The sequence below is a fragment of the Mesorhizobium sp. M0701 genome, assembly GCF_040320365.1.
GTDB lineage: Bacteria > Pseudomonadota > Alphaproteobacteria > Rhizobiales > Rhizobiaceae > Mesorhizobium.
Genome location: NZ_JAMYPO010000025.1, coordinates 1 through 19,816, shown reverse-complemented (window position 1 = coordinate 19,816; position 19,816 = coordinate 1). Strand labels below are relative to the sequence as shown.

Sequence of the window (19,816 nt, the reverse complement as noted above, 5' to 3'; positions counted from 1 at the left end):
GGACCGATCAAGCGCTTTGCACCAGGCGGGGTGGGCGTGGGTCGGGCTTTGCCAGGTGCGCGCGGAGACCTAAAGTGACCTTAGGGCAACAGCGGCAACGCGTCTACCAACCGCCGGTTGGCACGGCGAAGGACGGAATTCGGCCGCCGACAAATCAGGCGTGTCCGGGCAGCTAATCGCTCCCAACCAGACGGTAGCGAAAGTTGTTGCGGATGTGGTCGTTGAAGTAGCGACCCTTCGCGAAGGCGGCTCGGAATTCGGCGTAAGTGTCCGGTGGCACGTCCTCGAATTCGTACCGTTTGCCGCTGGCGACGAACCACACCGAGAGAGTTTTGCTGTCCGGGTCGTATTCCGTTTTGCGTATCGAGGTTGATGGCATGCCATTTGGCCGCAGAGCTCCCGGCACAGGCCGTCGAAGCAGCTATCGGGCTTTACGGGCCGGGCGCGGCAACCGCCGCAGCAGATTGCCAGCCTCACGCCAGGACACTGCTCAATCCTTCAAGGCATCTCGGATTGCATCCTTTGTCTTGCCAACGCCTTTCTGAAGGCTGCCCTCCGCCTTGTCAGCGGCTCCGTCAGCGCGAAGCTTGTCGTCCCCCGTTGCCTTGCCGACCTTGTCCTTCACCTCGCCGCGCAGTTTCTTAGCTGAGCCCTTAACTTCGTCCTTGTGCATCGTTCGTCTCCTTTTGAGCAGAACCAACGTGAGCGGAACCTGAATGTTCCAAAGTGAGCAGGATCGGCGTAGCTATGGGCTGGCGCCCATTCATGAGACCGAGGCACTGGAAAAGGCGATAGTCGCAACCGGAGAAGCTGACCGTACACGACAGCCATAACTCGCCTCTGCCCAGAGCATAGAAAACAAAAGTTGTAGACACGCACCACGAAAAGCCCTCAGTATTCGCCGGGGGGATAAATCAATGAAGGCGAAGGTATTTCTTGCGAGCGCGGCCGTGTTCATCGGCGGCTGCTCAACAAACCCAAATGTTTCCGACGGCGATCTTACGGCTCAGAACACCACAGCGCTTTGTCATGCTCTGGCTAGCAGCACTGACGAGCAATATCGAAGTCGAGTCGCCGCACTTCTTGCCCGGAGGGGTGCAACGGCAGAGAAATGCACCAGGCTGATACAAACCGACAACGCGGTTGCGACTGGAATAGCGGTGGCCGCTGTAGGTGGCGCGGCGGTTGCGGTTGCCGCCAACAACGGCTACGGCGGTGGGTATTACCGCCCGCCTCCTACGGCCTACGGCGTCGCCTGGGACCAGTTCTACGGACAGAACTACAGTGTGATCTGGCGCTGCCGAGACAGGGCTACGGGGCGGTTCGTTGACGACTACTACTGCGCCGGCACGCCGATGATCGATACAACATGGCCCGGCTGGTCGGCGTAGGCGGAATTATGGACAGATCACGGCACGACAATCGGTCCGACCAGTGGCGAAAGCGCACTGGCGCGAAGCTGCGGCGTGCGCGCCTGGTGGCAGGCATCCCGAAGCGGCTGATCTTCGTGACGGTGGCGGCGCTCGCCGCTTACGTGACGCAGTTCGTTGTGCAGCATAGTGAAGGCGCCTCCGACCTGAACGTATCCCATTGGATTGGTCGATCGCCGGAGCCGATCGCCGGCCTCGCTTCGGTCATCGACGGCGACACGATTGAGATCCATGGGGAGCGCATCCGCTTCAACGGCATCGACGCGCCCGAGAGCCGGCAGCATTGCAACGACGCCAAGGGCTTTGAATATCCATGCGGTCGTCGATCGGCCGAAGCGCTGGACAGTTTCTTGGCGGTCTCGAGGCCGATTCAATGCACCTTCGTAAGTTGGGATCGCTACGGCCGCTTTGTGGGCGACTGCCGGCGGGCGGACGGCTCCAGTGTCGCCTCATGGATGGTCGAGCACGGCCAGGCCCTCGACTGGCCGCGCTACAGCCACGGCGCGTATGCGGAGCAGCAAGCAAAGGCAGAGGCTGCGAAGGTCGGTCTGTGGGTCGGAACGTTTCAGGCGCCCTGGGAATGGCGGGCGGCGCACGCCGATGGCGCGACGCCGTCGAGTCAGCCGCTCGGCATGACCAGCAGCCGGCAAGTGGCGCAGAGCTACTCATGCCAGCCTCGGCGAACGTGCTCGCAAATCAGTTCGTGCGACGAGGCTCGATGGTATCTCAGCAACTGTCCATAGGGCCGCAAGCTGGATCGGGACGGCGATGGGGTAGCTTGCGAGACGCTTTGTTAGGAGGCTAGTCGAGCGCGGGCGGTAGGGGCGAAGGATGGATAGCAACGGCGGTGGAATGCTCATTGTGATTGCCGTAGTGGGCGGATGGTTCGCTTTCGGCGATCCGCCGCGCACAGTCGCGGGCTGGTGGTGGCCGGAGACTTCGGCTCCGTGGGAGACTGTCGATGCATTCTTCTACCCCGACCGCAACAACCTGTATCTGGTGCAAGAGCAGGTCGGGTTGAAGAACCTTCAGGCATGCCGAGATTGGGTCAGCTCGGCCGCATACGCCAACAACGACCCGACCATGAGCCGATCGGACTATGAGTGTGGGCTTGGAACGTCGAAACCTTACGGAACGCTGAAAGTCTATCGAAACACGGTCCGATGATGGCAGTCAGTGCGGCGCACCGCCCGCCAAGAGATATCGATAGCCGTTCGTGGTCATCCACCGAGCGCCCACCCTTGAAAGCTCGACCCGCATCGATATGCAGAACGATCTTGCGGCCTCGAGACGAGGGATGCTGATACAAAAATTGAGGCGCAGAAGACGGTCTGACATCTCAAAAGTATTGACTCTCCGTCATAAATATCTAGTTGCGTGTGCCAGACCCATTTTCACGAAGAAAAGTCTTGACTCGTGTGTTACGGTTGCGAATCAGACACTAGGAGGGATCGATGCAAGGAATCCTGATCGGCGCAGCGGTGCTGGCGGCCGGGTCGCTTCTGTTTGCGTCCGCCACCTTATTTCGTGCTGCCGTGATACACTTGACTGCGCGATCGGACGTAATCCGCGACGCGGAGGCTCACTCGCCTAGGTCGCCCGCTCGTGTGATGAAGGGCGAGGTTGAAACCTACAAGTCGAACAATCGACGCGACGCTTCGATCGCGGCCGGGATGGCTCGCGATCGACGCGCCAATCGAATTGTGCTGCAGGGGCGCGTGTCAGATGAGGTTCTTGAGACACTAGTCTAAGTCTAGCCGGGGGGCAGGTGGGGGCACATTTCGGTTGGATCCCGAACGTCGCGGGGAAGCTTTCGTTCACCCTGAGCGGGACGTCAGCGTACCCGCGGCAGTTCCACCATTCCACAAACATCGGGTCGGGCGGGCGCCATTTCGTTGGGTTCCAGCACCGCAATCTCTCGGACACGACGATTCCCTTCCTGACGGACTGGCCAGCCCTCCGGAGTTTGGTCGACAGTTGGGTTTTCAATAAAGACGGAAACTTCGTCTTCCTCTGCCTATTTAAGGTCGCTGACGATCGCGAGTCGGCAAAGGGCCGAATTTACGCGTTCGAACGAAAGGTTTGGCGCGAAGTCCGCGGAAGCTTCGACCAGCCGTTGAACGAGCTCCCTGCCTCGTGGGACGATGTCACGGTCTTGCACGATCAGTTCAGCGAAGCGAGTCTAGGCAAGGCTGGCTACAGCGCTCGCTTCGCTATCAATAGGAATGGCGTCACCGAGATCAGCACGCTTTCAATAGCTCCTGATGCACGACAGGAAGTCGGCCTAGACCGACTTGAACACGCGTTCGCCGCTCAATCGTATTTTTGTTTGCGGGATCTTCTCCACACCCACCGGTTCCACTCACCGTCGTCCGATACAATCATCGATGTCTACGATGACATGAATCACCTTAAGCGCCAGGTGAATTTTGGCTTGATGCGGAGAGCCCTTTCTGCACGCCGCGTGCAGACCGTGGAAGCCCAACACCGAGCGGTAGGAATAATCGCGTACTTGCGGGCATTCCGCGCGAATGTAATGACCTCTGAGGAGCGACAGCAGATCAGTTTTTCGTTGGACGAAACTCTGGCTGCAATAAATGCTTCTATCCCGCTGATCGCTGCCAAAGAGTTCTACTCTCCAAAAAACGCTCTTGACCGAATGAGACTGAAGGTCATCGCTGGCATCTCAATCCTGTTCGGCTACGCGGCTCTGATAAAAGACAGCAAAGTGCTCGTGCCACCACAACTGTCTTGGGTCCGCACGCTCTTTACGTTCGTGCAGGAGAGAATCGGAATAGCCTTCTTGGGGACCGTGTTTCTTATCTGGTTTCTTCAGGTCTTACTGTCCCTAAGGCACAGCCAACGTGACGACATTGTGCGAAACACGTCACGCGTGGCGCTGGCCTTTCGAGTTCGAAGATTCGCACTATTCGAAATAGTTTTGGCGACCGGCATGCTGATTGGCGCCCTGCTATTGATCACCTGGATTTTCGAAGTGCTGCTCTCTGGACCCATCCCGCGACAATGAAGCCTGAATGAACAGGTTGTGCTGCCCAGGTGCTGCCCCGCACAAACGAAAAAGGCCGGATCAAACCGGCCCACTTCATAACTGCTTAATTTCCTTGAGGAAACTGGAGCGGGTGAAGCGATTCGAACGCTCGACCCCAACCTTGGCAAGGTTGTGCTCTACCCCTGAGCTACACCCGCTCGCGCGGCTTTTGGGCCGCAAGCCGCGCCTATATGGCTGAAGAGCGCGGCGATTGCAACAGGGAATTCGCAGGCCTTTTGCTTCGCCGGCAATGCGGAGAAGCGCTCCTCGGGACGTCGCAAGGCAATCACCCCCGCGTTGCGCGACGGGCTTGTCTTGGCCGCATCATTGGCCGTAAACGGCGTTAGCCGAACAAGCCGTTGAAAGCGGGCCATCAGAAGAAAGACCCATGCCGAAGACCGAAGCCGAACTTTTCGCCTTTCTCGCCGGACTCGGGATCGAGGTATCGACGCGGCGGCATTCGCCGCTGTTCACGGTCGCCGATTCGCAGGCGCTGCGCGGCGAGATTGCCGGCGGCCATACCAAGAATCTGTTCCTCAAGGACAAGAAGGACAATTTCTTCCTGGTCAGCGTCGGCGAGGAGGCGGTGGTCGATCTCAAGCATATCCACCATCTGATCGGCGCTGCCGGGCGCGTGTCCTTCGGCCGGCCGGAGATGCTGATGGAGCTTCTCGGCGTCGTCCCGGGCGCGGTCACGGTGTTCGGGCTGATCAACGACACCGAGCGAAGGATCAAGGTCGTGTTGGACGAGGAGCTGATGAGCCATGCGGTGGTCAATGCCCACCCGCTGACCAACGAAGCGACGACTTCCATCGCTGCCGCGGACCTGGTCAAATTCGTCGAGGCAACCGGACATGATGCTGTTATCTTGAAAGTCTCGGCATGATCGCCACATGGGTGACTGAAACCGGGTTCTAAAGAAGGATGTTGCGCCCGTCCCTTGGCCGGCGGCGCGACCGAAAGGCGACGAGATGAGTGATAGCAACCCCTTTGGCGGCCCATTTGGCAGCAATGGCGGCCGGTATGCCACCACCGTGCAATATGGCGGCACCGATGCCGCGCGTGAGAAGGTCGCGCTTGCGGAGGCGCCGGCCGACGTCATCAAGGACACAACGACCGCTGGATTTGCCGCCGACGTGATCCAGGAATCGCGTCACCAGCCGGTGCTGGTCGATTTCTGGGCGCCGTGGTGCGGCCCTTGCAAGCAATTGACGCCGCTGCTGGAGAAGGCGGTGAAAGCCGCCGGTGGCAAGGTCAAGCTGGTCAAGATGAATATCGACGACCATCCATCGATCGCCGGCCAGCTTGGCATCCAGTCGATACCGGCGGTCATTGCCTTCAAGGACGGCCAGCCGGTCGACGGCTTCATGGGCGCCATTCCCGAGAGCCAGATCACGCAATTCATCCAGAAGGTCGGCGGCAAGAACGGCGGTGCGCCGCAAGTTGCCGAGGCGCTGGCCGCGGCCGCCGAAGCGCGCGACGCCGGGGACGTGCAGACGGCGGCCGACATTTACGATGCCATCCTGGAACAGGCGCCGGAGACGATCGAGGCGATCGCTGGCTTGGGCGATCTGCTGTTCGAGGCCGGCGATGCCGAAGGTGCCGAGGCGGTGCTGGCGCGGGCGCCGGAAGCAAAGAAGGATGCGCCCCAGCTCGCCGCGCTGCGGGCCAAGATGGCGCTCGCCGCGCAAGCAGCAGTGCTCGGCAATCCGGCGGAACTGGAACGGCGGCTGGCCGAAAATCCCGGGGATCACCAGGCACGGTTCGAGCTTGCCATGATCCAGAACGCCAAGGGTGATCGCATGGCGGCGGCCGACAATCTGCTGGCGATCATCAAGGCCGACCGCTCGTGGAACGACGACGGCGCCAGAACCCAGTTGCTGCAGCTCTTCGAGGCATGGGGCATAACCGACGAAGCAACGCTGTCGGCACGGCGCAAACTGTCGTCGCTGCTGTTTTCCTGAGCCGGCCCAGACTGTTTTGTCGCGCGGGCTTGCGGTGGGCCGCGGCTGCGCCAGATTAGGTTTTCGGATGGCGTTCGATTTCAGGTTTCCGGTGTTGCGCCTTGTGCCGGCCGGGAGGAGACGGATTTGGTGCGCTTCCTGACAAAGCGATCGGAGGATTGAGGTGCAGGCGGGAAACGCGCATTACCGACTCGCTGCGGACTTACCGTCGACCATGCCGATCTTTCCGCTTGAGGGCGCATTGCTGCTGCCGGGAGGCCGCATGCCGCTCAACATTTTCGAGCCGCGCTATCTGCAGATGGTCGACGAGGCGATCGCCGGGCCGCGGCTGATCGGCATGATCCAGCCCAGCCTTGACGGTGCGCTGCGTCCCAACGGCGAGCCGGAGCTCTGCAATGTCGGCTGCGCCGGGCGCATCATTGCGCTGTCCGAGAGCGGCGACGGCCGTTACTTGATTTCGCTGCAGGGCGTGTGCCGGTTCCGTATTGTCCAGGAGCTCACGGTCAAAACACCGTTCCGGCAGTGCCGGTTGGCACCCTTTCTCGCCGATCTCGACGAGGAGCAGGCAGACGCCGAGATCGACCGGCCGGCGCTGCTCAAAGCGTTTCGCGCCTATCTGCAGGCTAACGATCTGGAGGCCGACTGGGAAAGCGTCAGCCGCGCCGAAAACGCCATGCTGGTCAACGCACTGTCGATGATGGCGCCCTACGGGCCGGCCGAGAAACAGGCGCTGCTCGAAGCGGCCGATCTGAAGACACGCGCCGAGACCCTGATCGCCATCACCGAAATGGCGCTGGCGCGCGACAATGAGGATTTCGGTTCGAGTTTGCAGTAGGCTCTTGCCTTCTCCCCTTGTGGGAGAAGGTGGATCGGCGCGCAGCGCCGAGACGGTTGAGGGGTGTTGGAAGGATCGCCGTCGGTGCCAAGCTGGAACACCCCCTCATCCGACCAAGCTTCGCTCGGCCACCTTCTCCCACAAGGGGAAGGGGAAGTCCGCGCTCGAAACCTTAACCGATTGCCTTGTGAAAAGGATGGATCGAATGGCGGATGGACGTGACGGGAACAGGACTGTCGACCCCAAGCTGCTGGAACTCTTGGCCTGCCCGCTGACCAAGGGGCCGCTTGCCTGGGATCCGGAGCGCGGCGAGCTTATCTCGCGGGTGGCAAAGCTTGCCTATCCGGTGCGGGACGGCATTCCGATCATGCTGCCATCGGAAGCGCGTGTCATCACCATAGATGATGCCATGCCACCGCCGCCGCGCCTGGCTGGCTCAGAATAGAGGCCGCTCCGCAGCAATCCTTCGCGCCCCCCTCTGTCCCGCCGGCATCAAATTCTCCACCGCAACGCTCTGACGAAGACAGGGGACCTATTGAAAATTGCGTCCCTTGGGCATGACCTTCTCCGCCTTTCCCAATAATTCCGCTTGCGCGGTGCTATCGGACTGGTCCTCCTCTGGGCCGCTCGAAGGCTCATCCGCAGGCCTTGCCTGCTCAAGCAGCACCGACAGCCACGGCGTCAGATCCTCGACCTTCTCGGCGACGATATGGATAACGTCCGATTCCGATTGCAGCTTGCCGGTGACGCGGATGAGACGCGCGCCCATGACGATGGGGCGGAAGCGGTCAAAAGTCCTTTCCCAGAAAATGATGTTGGCGACCGCATTCTCGTCTTCCAGCGTCAGGAAAATCGCCTTGCCATTGCCCGGCCGCTGCCGCACCAGCACGAGGCCGGCGACCGAAACGCGCCGGCCGTCCCGCACCTGGCCGAGCCGCACATTGGGCGTGACGCCGGAACGATCCAGCCTTTGACGCAGGAAGGCGACCGGGTGCGCCTTCAGCGACAGGCCAAGCGAGCGGTAGTCGTGGACGACGTGCTCGCCGAGCGGCATTGTCGGGAGCCTGGTTGCAGGCTCCAGATCGCGCAAGCGGATCGCCGGCTGGTCGAACAGCGGCAGCTTTTCGGCGGCACTCTTGCCGTCGAGCGCGCGGACCGCCCATAGAGCGTCGCGACGGTTCAATCCAAGCGACCGGAAAGCGTCGGCCTGCGCCAGTTTTTCGATCTCGTCGACGTTGAGGCCCGAGCGCAGCCAGACGTCGCGTACGGATGCATAGCCGGCGCCGCGCCTCGACACAAACGCTTCCATGCGCTCCTTCGACAGGCCCTTGACCTGGCGAAAGCCGAGCCGGACGGCATGGCTGGTCCGGATGACGCCGCGCATCTGGGCATGGCGGTCAAGGATACGATCCGGATCGAAAGGCGATTTCTCCAAGGCGCAATCCCAGCCGGAAAAATTGACGTCGACCTCGCGGATTTCGACGCCGTGGTCATGCGCGTCGCGGACAAGCTGGGCCGGCTGGTAAAACCCCATCGGCTGGGAATTCAGGATCGCGGCGCAGAACACGTCGGGATAGAAGGTCTTGAACCAGCAGGAGGCATAGACCAGCAGGGCGAAGGAGGCGGCGTGGCTCTCGGGAAAGCCGTATTCGCCAAAACCCTCGATCTGCTTGAAGCAGCGCTCGGCGAAGTCTTTTTCGTAGCCCTTGGCGACCATGCCGTCGACCATTCTCTTGCGGTAATTGCCGATCGTGCCGGTGCGCTTGAATGTCGCCATGGCGCGGCGCAGTTCATCGGCCTCGCCCGGCCTGAAGCCGCCAGCAACGATGGCGATCTTCATCGCCTGCTCCTGGAACAGCGGCACGCCCAGCGTCCTGCCGAGTATTTTTTCCAGTTCCGGCTTGGGATATTCGGGTTTTTCCTTGCCTTGCCGGCGGCGCAGATAAGGGTGGACCATGTCGCCTTGGATCGGGCCGGGCCGCACGATCGCCACCTCGATGACGAGGTCGTAAAAGCTTTTCGGCCGCAGCCGCGGCAGCATCGACATCTGCGCGCGCGATTCGATCTGGAAGACGCCGATCGTGTCGGCACGGCAGATCATGTCGTAGACATGCTTGTCCTCGGCAGGCAGAGTGGCCAGCACATAGGGCAGGCCGTACTCGTCCCGCGCCTGCGGATAATGATCCTGGAGCAGGGTGAAGGCGCGCTGCAGGCAGGTCAGCATGCCGAGCGCCAGCACGTCCACTTTGAGGATTTTCACCGCGTCGAGATCGTCCTTGTCCCACTCGACCATCTTGCGCTCGTCCATCGCCGTCTTGACGATGGGCACGATCTCGTCGAGCCGGTCCCGGGTGATGACGAAACCGCCAACATGCTGCGACAAATGACGGGGAAAGCCCATGATCTCGTTGGCGCATTCGATCACATGCCTTGTCGATGGATCAGTCTGATCGAGGCCGCCGGCCTTTGTCTCCTTTTCGCCAAGCTCCGAGGTCGACCAGCCCCAGATCGAACTGGACAGCGCGCCCCGGACGTCGTCCGACAGGCCCATCGCCTTGGCCACTTCGCGCATCGCCGAGCGGCCCCGGTAGCTGACGACGGCGGCGGCCAGCGCGGTGCGCTTCGTGCTGTATTTGGAATAGATGTACTGGATGACCTCCTCGCGCTTTTCATGCTCGAAATCGACGTCGATGTCGGGCGGCTCGTTTCTTTCCTCGGAAATGAAGCGCTCGAAAAGCGTTTCGATCTTGTCCGGGCCGACTTCGGTGATGCCAATGCAGAAGCAGACGATCGAGTTGGCGGCAGAGCCGCGCCCCTGGCAGAGAATGTTCTGGCTGCGGGCGAATTTGACGATGTCGTGGACAGTCAGGAAATAGCGCGCGTAGTTCAGGCGCTCGATCAGAGCGAGCTCCTCCTCGATGCGCTGCGTCACAAAAGCGGGCACGCCCGAGGGGTAGCGGATGGCGGCTCCCTCCTTGGCCAGCCTTTCCAGTTCGGCCTGCGGCCCAAGACCCGATTCCGTCGGCTCGTCGGGATAGTTGTATTGCAGGTCACTGAGCGAGAAGGTCAGCTCGCCGGCAAAACGCAGCGTTTCCGCCAGCGCTTGCGGATGCCTGCGGAAAAGCCGTGCCATCTCCAGCGGCGGCTTTAAGTGACGCTCGGCATTGGCCGCCAGCTCCAGCCCCACCTCGGCGACGGGCACATTGAGGCGGATCGCCGTCAGCACGTCCTGCAGCGGGCGCCGTTCAGACGTATGGTAGAGAACATCGTTGGTCGCCATCAACGGGATGCCGGCCAGCTCCGCCATCGCCGCCGCCTGCTCGATACGGAAGCGGTCGTTGCCGCGGTAATCCGGCGAAACCGCAAGCCGCAGGTTTTCACCGAAACGATCCTTGAGCCGGCTAAGGAGTGCGAGGCTGGTTTCCGCGTCCGCCGACACATCCGGCAGTATGGCGAGCGACAGGAGATCGCCCCATTCGAGAAGATCGCTCTGTTTGAGGAGCGTCGCCCCTTTTTCGTTCTCGTCACGCAGATTGGCCTGCGTCAGCATGCGGCAGAGATGCCCCCAGCCCTTGCGATCCTGCGGGTAGGCGAGGATGTCCGGCGTGCCGTCGCAAAAAACCAGGCGGCAGCCGGGATGATAGGAAGCACCCTCCACCTTGGCCTGCTGCCAGGCGCGCACCACGCCCGCCACCGTGTTGCGGTCGGCGAGACCGATCGCCGAAAACCCCAGGAATTTTGCCGCGACCACCAGCTCCTCCGGTTTCGACGCACCGCGCAGAAACGAGAAGTTCGACTGGATGCCGAATTCGGCATAGGGGTTGGCCGTCAGCGCATTCATGCGAAGATCCCATGCATGAACCAGCGCGGCGAGGGCTGCGAGGCGCCGTAAAGGCCCTGGCGATAGAGCCAGTAACGGCGGCCGTCGGCATCCTCGATGCGGAAATAATCCCGGGTCGGGGCATCTTCTCGTCCCGCCGCCCCTCGCCACCATTCCGGCGCGATGCGCTCCGGCCCTTCGGCGCGCGCGACCCGATAGAGCGCGCGCCGCCAGCGGAAGTTCAAAGGCGGGCCTTCCGGCATTTCGGTGGCCGGCACCTCGATCGGCTCGGGCGAACGGAAAAGCCGGATCGGCCGTTCCGGCTGGAAGACAGTCGTGGGAGCGTCCTTCGCCTTGTCCGGCTGCTTCGGCGGCGAGCTTCTCTGCGGCGCTTCCGTGAAGGGAAGGGTGGCGACGGCGCGCTCCGGCAAATGGCTCTCGACGGCGACCGGCTTCAAGACCGCGCCTTCGCCGAGCCGGGCGCGAATGCGGTCGGCAAAAAGCGCGATATCGGCACCGTCGTCGCTCGTCTCGCCGGCAAGGTCGGCCTGCTGCATGTCGAAGGCGGCGGCGGTCAGCACCGAAAGGCGCACGAGATCGAAGCCGTAGCCGGCGTCGATATCCTGTTCGAGCACGGTAAGCCTTTCGTGGAACAATTTCTGGATCAGCCGCGGCTCGCGCAGAGGCCGCGAGGTGCCGGCGGCGATGCGGCTGACGCCGCCATCGACGCGGAAAAGCAGCAGCGCCAGCCGCCTTGCGCCCTCGCCGCGACGCTCGAGGTCGCTCTTCAAGGTGGTCGCCAGCATGCCGGTCAGCCGCTCGATGTCCTCGGTCAGCATGATCGGCTCGGCAAGGTGACGCTCGACCGAAAGCGGTGCCACCGGCAGGCGCGGCGACACGGCCTCCTCGAGGCGGCCAAGCGCCTGGTCGAGGCGCAAGAGCAGCGATGCGCCGAAGCGGCGGGCCAGCGGCGCGCGCGGTGCCGCCATGACAGCGCCCGCCGTGCGCAGGCCGACGCTTTCGAGGCTGGCGCGTACCTCCGGGTCGATGCGCAGCGCCGCCAGCGGCAAGGGCGCGAGAAGCGCTTCCTCCTCACCATCGGGCACGATGCGGTCGCCAGCAAACCGCGCAGCCGCCCAGGCAGCACCAGGCGTGGCGGCAAGCCCGGCGTGGACATCGAAGCCCTGATGGAAAAAACGCGACAGGATATCGTCCAGCATCGAGCGTTCGCCGCCGAAAAGATGGGTGCAGCCGGTGACGTCGAGATAGAGGCCGTCGGTCCCGTCAAGCGCCACCAGCGGGGTGTAGCGGTCGCACCAGTCGGCGAGGCCTTCGAGCAGGCGCCGGTCGGCCTCCGGATCGGCCTCCACGATGTCGATCGAGGGATGCATGGCGCGTGCGTCGGCTATGCCCATGCCGCGCTTCAGATTAAGCGCCTCAGCCCGTTCGTCGAGGGCGGCGATGCGCTGGGTGTTCCCTTGGCGATGGCTGATCACCAGCGGCAGGTGATCCGACGGCCGGGAACGCCAGGACCGCCCCAGATGCTGCCGCAGGATCCTCTCGGCGGCGAGATGCGGAAACCACAGGGATAGGATTCTTTGGCCGTTCTGGGGCCCATTCCTGAGACCTTCCTTGCTCGCCCCGTCTTTCTTCGAATATGCGTTCATCGGGGTTCCACTCCAGTGTGAATTTTCCGGGCAAGGCCGTGCGGCTCTTGCCGATGGCGACGGTGAAGGCGGGCCGGCCGATCGAGCCGGCGAGCGGCCCGGCAAGCGTCTTACGCGTTGCCGCCGGTGCCGCCGACAGGATGAGGCGGACGGGCGCTGCCGTCGGTTCGGGCTCGCCGGCCTGGCGCAGCAGGAACAGCGGCCGGCCCGCACTCTGCGCGCGGGCGTGCAGCCGCCGCGTCGCGGTGAGGTCAAGCCGCTGCGGGCTGCCGCGGATTTCGAGGATGACGGCGGCCAGTGCCGTCATCCGGGCAGCCTCCTCGGCGATCCACAGCGCATCGAGCAGCCTTGGCGCCTCGGAAAACAGCAATTGCTCCGGCTCGATGCCGAAGAAGGCGTGAAGCCCCCTGGCATAGGGAAAGCCGGCCTCGCGGAAAACCTCGGATGTGCCGATCCACAGCACCGGCAATCGCGGCCCCTGGCTGAGGATCAGGCTGACGAGCGACAAGGCAAAACCGGCAACGGCCCCGGCATCGCGGGTCGCGGCGCCATGAAACTCGCTCACCGCCGCCTTCGGCAGGCCGCCGCTCAGCGCAGCATCGAGGCGCTCGGCGCCGGTGCGCAAAAACGCATCGGGCGGCGCCACGGCGAGGCCGCGCCGGACAATGGTCAGATTCCGAGCGGGTGTCGGATGCCGAGAGGGTGTCAGACTCTGACGAGGGACATCCGCGTCAAACGACGAACTGGCCGGCGCCTCCAGGCGCTCGGGCAAGGTCCCTTCGATCTTCGCGATCTGGCGGCGCAGGGCAAAAACAGTCTCCCGCGCCACGGCGGTCATCGCCATGACGATCAGCTTCCACTCACAATTGTTCCTGTTATGTTCCCTATAGATTCCAGAGGCCGCCCGAAGAGTCAAGCGGAGTCATGGGGAATTTATTCCTGTAGTGGGGCATGGCACGGGCGCTCCAGCCCCGCTATTTGCCGAGTCCGGCCTGAAAGCCTATATGCCGGGATCAAAGGACAAAGCATGGCTCGCATCTACCAAACACGCATCTGGCACGACCAGCTTTCGCCAACGATGGAGGAAATCGAGCTCCTGGCGCTGGAGGCCTATGCCCATCTGCCGGAGGACTTTCGCAAGTTGACCGGCGAGATCGTCATTCAGATCGCCGAATTCCCGACCGACGAGATCATGGACGACCTTTCGCTGGAAACGCCCTTCGACCTGCTCGGCCTGTTCGAGGGGCGCGGCATCGCCGAGCGCTGGAATCCGCAGACCGGCGAGGGGCCGAACCGCATCACGCTCTATCGTCGCGCCATCCTCGACTATTGGGCCGAGAACGAGGAAACGCTGGGCGACATCGTCACCCATGTGCTGATCCACGAGATCGGCCACCATTTCGGCCTTTCGGACGACGATATGGAGAAGATCGAAGAGGCAGCAGAGTGAGCGACCCCGCTCCTCGTCATCCTGGGGCGGAGCAAGGAGCGAAGCGACGCGGCGCAGACCCCAGGATCCATGCCGTGATAGTGATGCAGTGCGCCGGCGGTGCAGAACCGAACGCTCATCATCCCGTTCTGGGTAACGGGGCTATCCCGATCGGTGGTAGATCACACTAATCCTGATCCGCCGTGCCCTTCGGCAGAGGTAACGGCATGGATCCTAGGGTACTCCGCGACGTCGCTTCGCGACTGCTACGCCCTAGGATGACGAAGGACGAGCGCTTCAGCGAACCTCCCTACCAGTCGCTGAGCTTGGTGTCGGGGCCGTATTCCTGGCCCTCGATGTCCTTCACCACCGCCTGGCCGCAGCGCATGGTCTTGGCCTCCTTGTCATAGGCATAGGTCGGCGAGCCGAACAGGTGCCAGCCCTTGTTCAGCGCCGCCGTCACCTTGTGGCAGAAGCTGGCATCGTCCGGGCCGGACAGAAAGCGGTAGAGTTTCATTCTTCAATCCTGTCGTCAGTTACGTTAGTCATGCGCGAACAGCGGCGGCCTTCGCCAGCAGTTTTTCGGCCTGCGCCAGATGCAGCCGCTCGACCATCTTGCCGTTCAGCGCAACTACCGCCCTACCGATATTTTCGGCGAGCGCGAAGGCATCCTTGACCGCGCGCGCCTCGGCTATTGCTTCGGGCGACGGTGCAAAGGCGCGGTTCGCGGCTTCGATCTGGGCCGGATGGATCAGCGACTTGCCGTCAAAACCCATGGCGGCCGCTTCCGTGCACTCGCGCGCAAACCCGTCCATATCGCGAAAATCATTGAAGACGCCATCGAGCAGGTCGAGGCCGCCGGCACGCGCGGCGAGCACCATTTGCATCAGCCATGGAACGAGATAGCGCCGATCGGGCGTGGCGAGAATTCCGGTGTCCTTGACCAGGTCGTTCGTTCCGGCAACGAAACAAGCCAGTCGAGAGGCCGGATCGCGGCCCAGCTCGGCAATCGGCCCGATATTGAGCAGCGCCTTGGGCGTCTCGATCATCGCCCACAGCTTGACTTCGTCGGCGATAAAATTGTCGTCGAGCACGTCGCCGGCCTCGAGAATGTCGCGCGGCGTGTCGACCTTGGGCAGCAGGATGGCGTCGGGCGTGCATTTTGCCGCGGCCAGCAGGTCGGCGCCGCCCCATTCGCTCGACAGCGCATTGATGCGCACCACCATCTCGCAGCGCCGGTTGGAACGGCCGGCGAAAATCGCCGCCAGTTTTTCGCGCGCGGAAGACTTGTCGGCCGGGGCGACGGCGTCCTCGAGATCGATGACGACGGTATCGCAGGCCAGCGATTGGATCTTGGCCAGCGCCTTGTCGTTCGAAGCCGGGACGTAAAGCACCGAGCGGCGCGGGCGGTAGCTTTCGCTGGTCATCTCCGATCTATGCCGTCTGCAGCCGGCCGAGGCAAGCCGTGCATAAAAACTGCACGCAATTTCGGAAAATCTCCTCGTCTCCGCCCCGCTTGCCACCCGACCGAATGCGACAAGGGCGGCATGCAAGAGCAAACGAACTCCCGTTGGTCCCTGCCGTACCGGCTTCGCCGCGAAAGCTGGTGGCTCGTCGATCCGCCCCGGACTTCGGTAAACCTCCTCCCTTTCGTCCGGAAATCCCCGCCCACCGGCCGCATCAAAGCCGCCGAGAAAGCCCGATCATGATAGTATTCCTCTCGGCGGCGCCGAGCTATTGCAACCGCTTCGGCGTTGCCGTCCTGCTCGCCGCGCTGGCCGATTTTTTCTTCTATGGCCAACCGGCGGGCATCACGCTTTTCCTGTTCGGCGTTGCGATTGCCGCAGCGAGCATGGCTGTCCATCCTCTCGGTGCCTTCAACGATGGCAGGTTCTGGTTCAAGCCGGTTGCGCTGTTTATGGCGCTGCTGCCGCTTGTGGAAAATGTCAGCGCACTGTCCGTCTCGATCGCGCTGGCGGCGACGGCCATCTTCGCGCTTTCACTGGTCGGACGGTTGCGGCGCGGCCTTGCCCGTATTGCCGGCCAACTCTCGCTGTTCCTGCTTGCAACGCCATTTCGGCTCGTCCTTGATTTCTTCCGCTGGCGCAGGGCGGCGCGGCGGCTTGGCCGGCGGCGCGTGCGCCTTGGTTCTCGCTGATCGACCTGATGGCACTGCTCGAACTCGTCCAGCTGCCACGTCTCGCCTTCTGGCTGTTCGTGCTTGCCTGCGTCTGGGCCTTTCTGCGGCCGCGCCTGCCGCGCTTTCTCCGCCGCCGCAGGGTGTCGCCAGCCAGCGCACCGGCGACGCCGGCCACCAGGACCACCATCGAGGACATCGTCTTCGGCAAGGCCGCTATCCTCCGCGCGCTCGTCGTCTTCAACATCCTGTTCGCGGTGCAGAGCGCACTCGACGCCACCTATCTGTGGGGCGGCATCGCGCTTCCCGACGGGCTGACCTATGCCGCCTACGCGCATCGCGGCGCCTATCCGCTGATCGTCACGGCGCTGCTGGCCGCCGGCTTCGTGCTGGCGGCGCTGCGGCCGGGAAGTGCGACCTCCGGCGATCCGCTCATCCGCCGGCTGGTTTATGCCTGGGTGGCGCAGAACATCCTCCTGGTGATCTCGTCGATCCTGCGGCTCGATCTCTATATCGGTATCTATGCGCTGACCTATTGGCGTGTCGCTGCGTTCGTCTGGATGGGGCTGGTGGCGGCGGGCCTTGTCCTGATCATGGCCCGCATCGCGCGCGAAAAGTCCAACGAATGGCTGCTTTCCGCCAATCTTCTGACGCTATCGGCGACGCTCTATGCCTGCTCGTTCATCAACTTTGCCGCGCTGATCGCCAACTACAATGTCGACCATTGCTTCGAAATGACCGGCCAAGGCACCCAGCTCGACGTCTGGTACCTGCGCTCGCTCGGGCCCGGCGCCTTGCCGGCGGTCGATCGCTTCGTCCAGCACCAGAGCAGGACGGTTTCCGCGGAGGATGCCTCCATCCGCGAACTCGCCGGCTGGTATGCACAGGACGAAGCACGCTTCCGCGCCGGCCAGGAAAACTGGCGGGGCTGGAGCTTTCGTGACTGGCGGCTCAACCGCGCCCTCGACAGGCGTGGCCCGTTCGTGGTTCCTCCGATGTCCGAACCCTTCATGCCGGGCCGCTGATTTGATGCCGCACCACATACTGGTCGCCGACGACGACCCGCACATTCGCGAAATCATCTGCTTCGCGCTGGAAAAGGCCGGCATGAAAACGCTGGCGGTGCCGGACGGCGCGGCTGCCTTGCAGGCGATAGAGCGCCATGCGCCCGATCTCGTCGTGCTCGACATCGGCATGCCGGAAATGGACGGGCTGGAAGTGTGCCGGCGGCTGCGCCACACATCCGACCTGCCGGTGCTGTTCCTGTCCGCCGCGCGCGGCCCACGCCGGAACCAGCCGACGACCGGCAATTCTCGCATGGCAGACTGTTGCTGGTTCCGGCAAGCCATACAGCCAGCTTCGACGGCAAGCCGCTGGCGCTGACGTCGATCGAATTCGCGATCCTGAAAGGCTTTTTGGCGCGGCCGGCGTATGTGCTTGGCCGCGACATGGTGATGGCCAACGCCTATGCGGCCAATATCCATGTCGCAGACCGCACCGTCGACAGCCATATCCGCAATATCCGCGCCAAGCTAGCGGCCGTCGGCTGCGTCGATGCGATCGAGACCGTGCACGGCGTCGGTTTTCGGCTGGGCGGATGCGGCGCGTGAGCGCCCAAGGACTGATTGGCAGCAAATGGCGGCCTCGCCTCGCCACGGTCGTCATCGCCATCCTGATCATGGTGATGGCGCTGCCGCTGGCCGGCCTGTTTTTCTTCCGGCTCTACGAGAACCAGCTGATCCGGCAGACCGAGGCCGAGCTGATCGCCCAAGGCGCCGCCCTTGGCGCGATCTATGCGCAAGAGGTTCGCGAGGCCGGCATTGCCCCGGAAAAGCTAGGCGCACCCGTGCCTTCACCCAACACCAGCGATCGGGCCTCTCCCTACCAGCCGATCGAACCGGGCCTCGATCTTGCGTCCGACGGGATCCTGCCGACCCGGCCCGCGGCCACCGCGGCCAGCGCCGATCCCGCCTTCGCTTCAATCGGCGCACGCCTGTCGGGCATTCTTGCCGAGACGCAGAAGACCACGCTCGCCGGCTTCCGGCTGCTCGATCCCAGAGGCGTGGTCATCGCCGGCCGTGAGGAGGCCGGCCTGTCGCTCGCGGCTGTCGAAGAGGTTCGCGCAGCGCTTGCCGGCCGCTACGCCAGCGCGCTCAGGCTGCGGGTTCCCGACCAGCCGTCGCCGCCGCTCTATTCGGTCAGCCGCGGCACCAAGGTTCGCGTCTTTGTCGCCATGCCGGTTGCGGTCTCCGGCAAGGTCGCCGGCGTCGTCTATCTGTCGCGGACGCCGAACAACATCGTCAAGCATCTCTATGGCGAGCGCGGCAAGGTGGCGCTGGCGGCAATCGCCATCCTCGGCGGCGCGCTGCTGATCGGGCTGGTCTTCCTGCGCGCCGTCAGCCGTCCGATCTATGCGCTGATGGAACGCACGAAACGCATCGCCGCCGGCGACCGCGCGGCGATCAGGCCGCTCGATCACCACGGCACGCGCGAAATGGGTGAACTCTCTGCTGCTTTCCTCGACATGGCCGAAAAGCTGCACGCACGCTCCGACGGCATCCAGACCTTTGCCACCCACGTCTCGCACGAGCTCAAATCGCCGCTGACGGCGATCCAGGGGGCCGCCGAACTGCTGCGCGATTCAGGCAGCGCGATGGACGAGGCCGAGCGGCGGCGGTTTTCGGACAATATCGTCACCGATGCCGGCCGGCTCAATCTGCTGGTGCGCCGCCTGCTCGACCTGGCGCGCGCCGAAAATCTCGAGCCCAGCGGCGAAAGCACGTCGCTCACTGCTGCGCTGGCGCTGCTGCCGGCCGACGACAGGCTGGCGGTGCGCGTCGAGGCGGGCACCGAGATCGGGCTGCGCATATCGGCCGAAAACGCGGCGATCGTGCTGGCCAATCTCATCGACAATTCGGCGCGGCACGGCACGACGCTGGTATCGGTCACAGCCGCAAAAGCAGACGGCAAGGCCACCATCGTGGTCGCTGACGACGGCGCCGGCATCTCGCCCAGCAACCGAGGCCGCATCTTCGAGCCGTTCTTCACCACGCGCCGCGATTCCGGCGGCACCGGCATGGGCCTCGGCATCGTGCTGGCCCTCCTGAAAGCGCATGATGGCACGATCCGGCTGGTTGACTCGGCGAGCGGCACGCGCTTCGAGATCATCCTGCCGGCGGCGTGACTCGGCGGTTCAGATCGGAAGGGCCAAAAGGTGCATTACGACATCGTCATCATCGGCGGAGCCATCGTCGGCTCCTCGGTCGCCTATTATCTGCGCGAGGAAGGGTTTTCGGGCTCGATCGCGCTTGTCGAGCGCGACCCGCAATTTTCTCATGCCGCGACGACGCTGTCCTGCGCCTCCATCCGCCAGCAGTTTTCGATCCCGGAAAACATCCGGCTGTCGCAATTCACGCTGAAACTGTTCCGGCGGCTCAGGGAAGAGTTTGGCGCGGACGCCGATATCGGCTTTCGCGAAGGCGGCT

Annotated in this window: 19 protein-coding genes, 1 tRNA gene and 3 pseudogenes; 15 read left to right on the top strand and 8 right to left on the bottom strand. The window is 63.3% G+C overall.

From position 1 onward, the window contains the following. Positions 1-172: 172 nt before the first annotated feature. Together NKI24_RS21990 and NKI24_RS21985 are read right to left on the bottom strand one after the other, a co-directional pair. Positions 173-379 (bottom strand): KTSC domain-containing protein, encoded by a 207-nt coding sequence (locus NKI24_RS21990; RefSeq protein WP_352748233.1) that lies wholly within the window; start codon positions 377-379, stop codon positions 173-175. A 111-nt stretch (positions 380-490) separates the two neighbouring features. Beyond that, positions 491-673: a CsbD family protein gene (locus NKI24_RS21985; protein WP_352748231.1), complete on the bottom strand. Its 183-nt coding sequence runs from the start codon at positions 671-673 to the stop codon at positions 491-493. 244 nt (positions 674-917) lie between these two features. Between NKI24_RS21985 and NKI24_RS21980 the strand changes: the two genes are divergently transcribed. The 6 genes and pseudogenes from NKI24_RS21980 (at position 918) to NKI24_RS21955 (ending at position 4,458) form a co-directional block, all read left to right on the top strand. After that, on the top strand, positions 918-1,391 hold the full coding sequence (locus NKI24_RS21980; protein WP_352748229.1) for a hypothetical protein: 474 nt from the start codon (positions 918-920) through the stop codon (positions 1,389-1,391). Beyond that, entirely contained in the window at positions 1,370-2,173 is an 804-nt protein-coding gene (locus NKI24_RS21975) for a thermonuclease family protein (RefSeq protein WP_352748227.1), read from the top strand. The genes NKI24_RS21980 and NKI24_RS21975 overlap by 22 nt, the downstream gene beginning before the upstream one ends. A 3-nt stretch (positions 2,174-2,176) precedes the next feature. Then, a pseudogene (locus tag NKI24_RS21970) lies at positions 2,177-2,227 on the top strand (excalibur calcium-binding domain-containing protein); the annotation flags it as partial. A gap of 34 nt (positions 2,228-2,261) precedes the next feature. After that, positions 2,262-2,597 carry a hypothetical protein gene (locus NKI24_RS21965; RefSeq protein WP_352748224.1) on the top strand — a complete coding sequence of 112 codons (336 nt, stop codon included), beginning with the start codon at positions 2,262-2,264 and terminating at the stop codon, positions 2,595-2,597. A 287-nt stretch (positions 2,598-2,884) separates the two neighbouring features. Continuing rightward, complete coding sequence (locus tag NKI24_RS21960; RefSeq protein WP_352748222.1) at positions 2,885-3,181, top strand: hypothetical protein; 297 nt, start codon at positions 2,885-2,887, stop codon at positions 3,179-3,181. 17 nt (positions 3,182-3,198) lie between these two features. Further along, on the top strand, positions 3,199-4,458 hold the full coding sequence (locus NKI24_RS21955) for a hypothetical protein (RefSeq protein ID WP_352748220.1): 1,260 nt from the start codon (positions 3,199-3,201) through the stop codon (positions 4,456-4,458). A gap of 104 nt (positions 4,459-4,562) precedes the next feature. On the opposite strand, the gene NKI24_RS21950 is transcribed toward NKI24_RS21955, so the two are convergent. After that, positions 4,563-4,637 (bottom strand) — tRNA-Gly (locus NKI24_RS21950). Between the two features lie 230 nt (positions 4,638-4,867). On the opposite strand from NKI24_RS21950, the gene NKI24_RS21945 reads away from it, so the two are divergent. From NKI24_RS21945 to NKI24_RS21930, 4 genes are all read left to right on the top strand, one after another. Then, on the top strand, positions 4,868-5,365 hold the full coding sequence (locus tag NKI24_RS21945) for a prolyl-tRNA synthetase associated domain-containing protein (RefSeq protein WP_352450240.1): 498 nt from the start codon (positions 4,868-4,870) through the stop codon (positions 5,363-5,365). An 85-nt stretch (positions 5,366-5,450) separates the two neighbouring features. After that, positions 5,451-6,443 carry a thioredoxin gene (gene trxA / locus NKI24_RS21940; protein WP_352450239.1) on the top strand — a complete coding sequence of 331 codons (993 nt, stop codon included), beginning with the start codon at positions 5,451-5,453 and terminating at the stop codon, positions 6,441-6,443. Between the two features lie 163 nt (positions 6,444-6,606). Beyond that, positions 6,607-7,278 carry an LON peptidase substrate-binding domain-containing protein gene (locus tag NKI24_RS21935; protein WP_352450238.1) on the top strand — a complete coding sequence of 224 codons (672 nt, stop codon included), beginning with the start codon at positions 6,607-6,609 and terminating at the stop codon, positions 7,276-7,278. 205 nt (positions 7,279-7,483) lie between these two features. After that, positions 7,484-7,723, top strand: coding sequence for a Trm112 family protein (locus tag NKI24_RS21930; RefSeq protein WP_352450237.1), 240 nt, complete (start codon positions 7,484-7,486; stop codon positions 7,721-7,723). 87 nt (positions 7,724-7,810) lie between these two features. Here NKI24_RS21930 and NKI24_RS21925 read toward each other — a convergent pair whose 3' ends face one another. The 3 genes from NKI24_RS21925 to NKI24_RS21915 are packed head-to-tail and all read right to left on the bottom strand — an operon-like array spanning position 7,811 to position 13,609. Beyond that, positions 7,811-11,119 carry an error-prone DNA polymerase gene (locus tag NKI24_RS21925; RefSeq protein WP_352450236.1) on the bottom strand — a complete coding sequence of 1,103 codons (3,309 nt, stop codon included), beginning with the start codon at positions 11,117-11,119 and terminating at the stop codon, positions 7,811-7,813. Then, the gene (locus NKI24_RS21920; protein WP_352748215.1) at positions 11,116-12,594 is read right to left on the bottom strand and encodes a DUF6504 family protein; all 1,479 of its coding nucleotides are present in this window, start codon (positions 12,592-12,594) and stop codon (positions 11,116-11,118) included. The genes NKI24_RS21925 and NKI24_RS21920 overlap by 4 nt, the downstream gene beginning before the upstream one ends. Further along, the gene (locus tag NKI24_RS21915; RefSeq protein WP_352450234.1) at positions 12,536-13,609 is read right to left on the bottom strand and encodes an ImuA family protein; all 1,074 of its coding nucleotides are present in this window, start codon (positions 13,607-13,609) and stop codon (positions 12,536-12,538) included. The genes NKI24_RS21920 and NKI24_RS21915 overlap by 59 nt, the downstream gene beginning before the upstream one ends. 183 nt (positions 13,610-13,792) lie before the next feature. On the opposite strand from NKI24_RS21915, the gene NKI24_RS21910 reads away from it, so the two are divergent. After that, entirely contained in the window at positions 13,793-14,215 is a 423-nt protein-coding gene (locus NKI24_RS21910) for a metallopeptidase family protein (RefSeq protein ID WP_023680515.1), read from the top strand. Positions 14,216-14,504: 289 nt separating this feature from the next. Here NKI24_RS21910 and NKI24_RS21905 read toward each other — a convergent pair whose 3' ends face one another. Both NKI24_RS21905 and NKI24_RS21900 read right to left on the bottom strand, forming a co-directional pair. Then, positions 14,505-14,711: a DUF1737 domain-containing protein gene (locus NKI24_RS21905; protein WP_352458330.1), complete on the bottom strand. Its 207-nt coding sequence runs from the start codon at positions 14,709-14,711 to the stop codon at positions 14,505-14,507. Between the two features lie 28 nt (positions 14,712-14,739). Then, complete coding sequence (locus NKI24_RS21900) at positions 14,740-15,621, bottom strand: HpcH/HpaI aldolase/citrate lyase family protein (RefSeq protein ID WP_352458329.1); 882 nt, start codon at positions 15,619-15,621, stop codon at positions 14,740-14,742. Positions 15,622-15,899: 278 nt separating this feature from the next. Between NKI24_RS21900 and NKI24_RS21890 the strand changes: the two are divergent. From NKI24_RS21890 to NKI24_RS21875, 4 genes and pseudogenes are all read left to right on the top strand, one after another. Beyond that, positions 15,900-17,356, top strand: a pseudogene (locus tag NKI24_RS21890) (DUF4153 domain-containing protein). A gap of 4 nt (positions 17,357-17,360) precedes the next feature. Then, positions 17,361-17,941, top strand: a pseudogene (locus NKI24_RS21885) (response regulator transcription factor). Further along, a complete protein-coding gene (locus NKI24_RS21880; protein ID WP_352450229.1) occupies positions 17,929-19,515 on the top strand; it encodes an ATP-binding protein in 1,587 nt (528 codons plus the stop codon). Before NKI24_RS21885 ends, NKI24_RS21880 begins: the two are co-directional and overlap by 13 nt. A 30-nt stretch (positions 19,516-19,545) precedes the next feature. Beyond that, on the top strand, positions 19,546-19,816 hold a 271-nt coding region (locus tag NKI24_RS21875; RefSeq protein WP_352748206.1), incomplete at its 3' end, for an FAD-dependent oxidoreductase.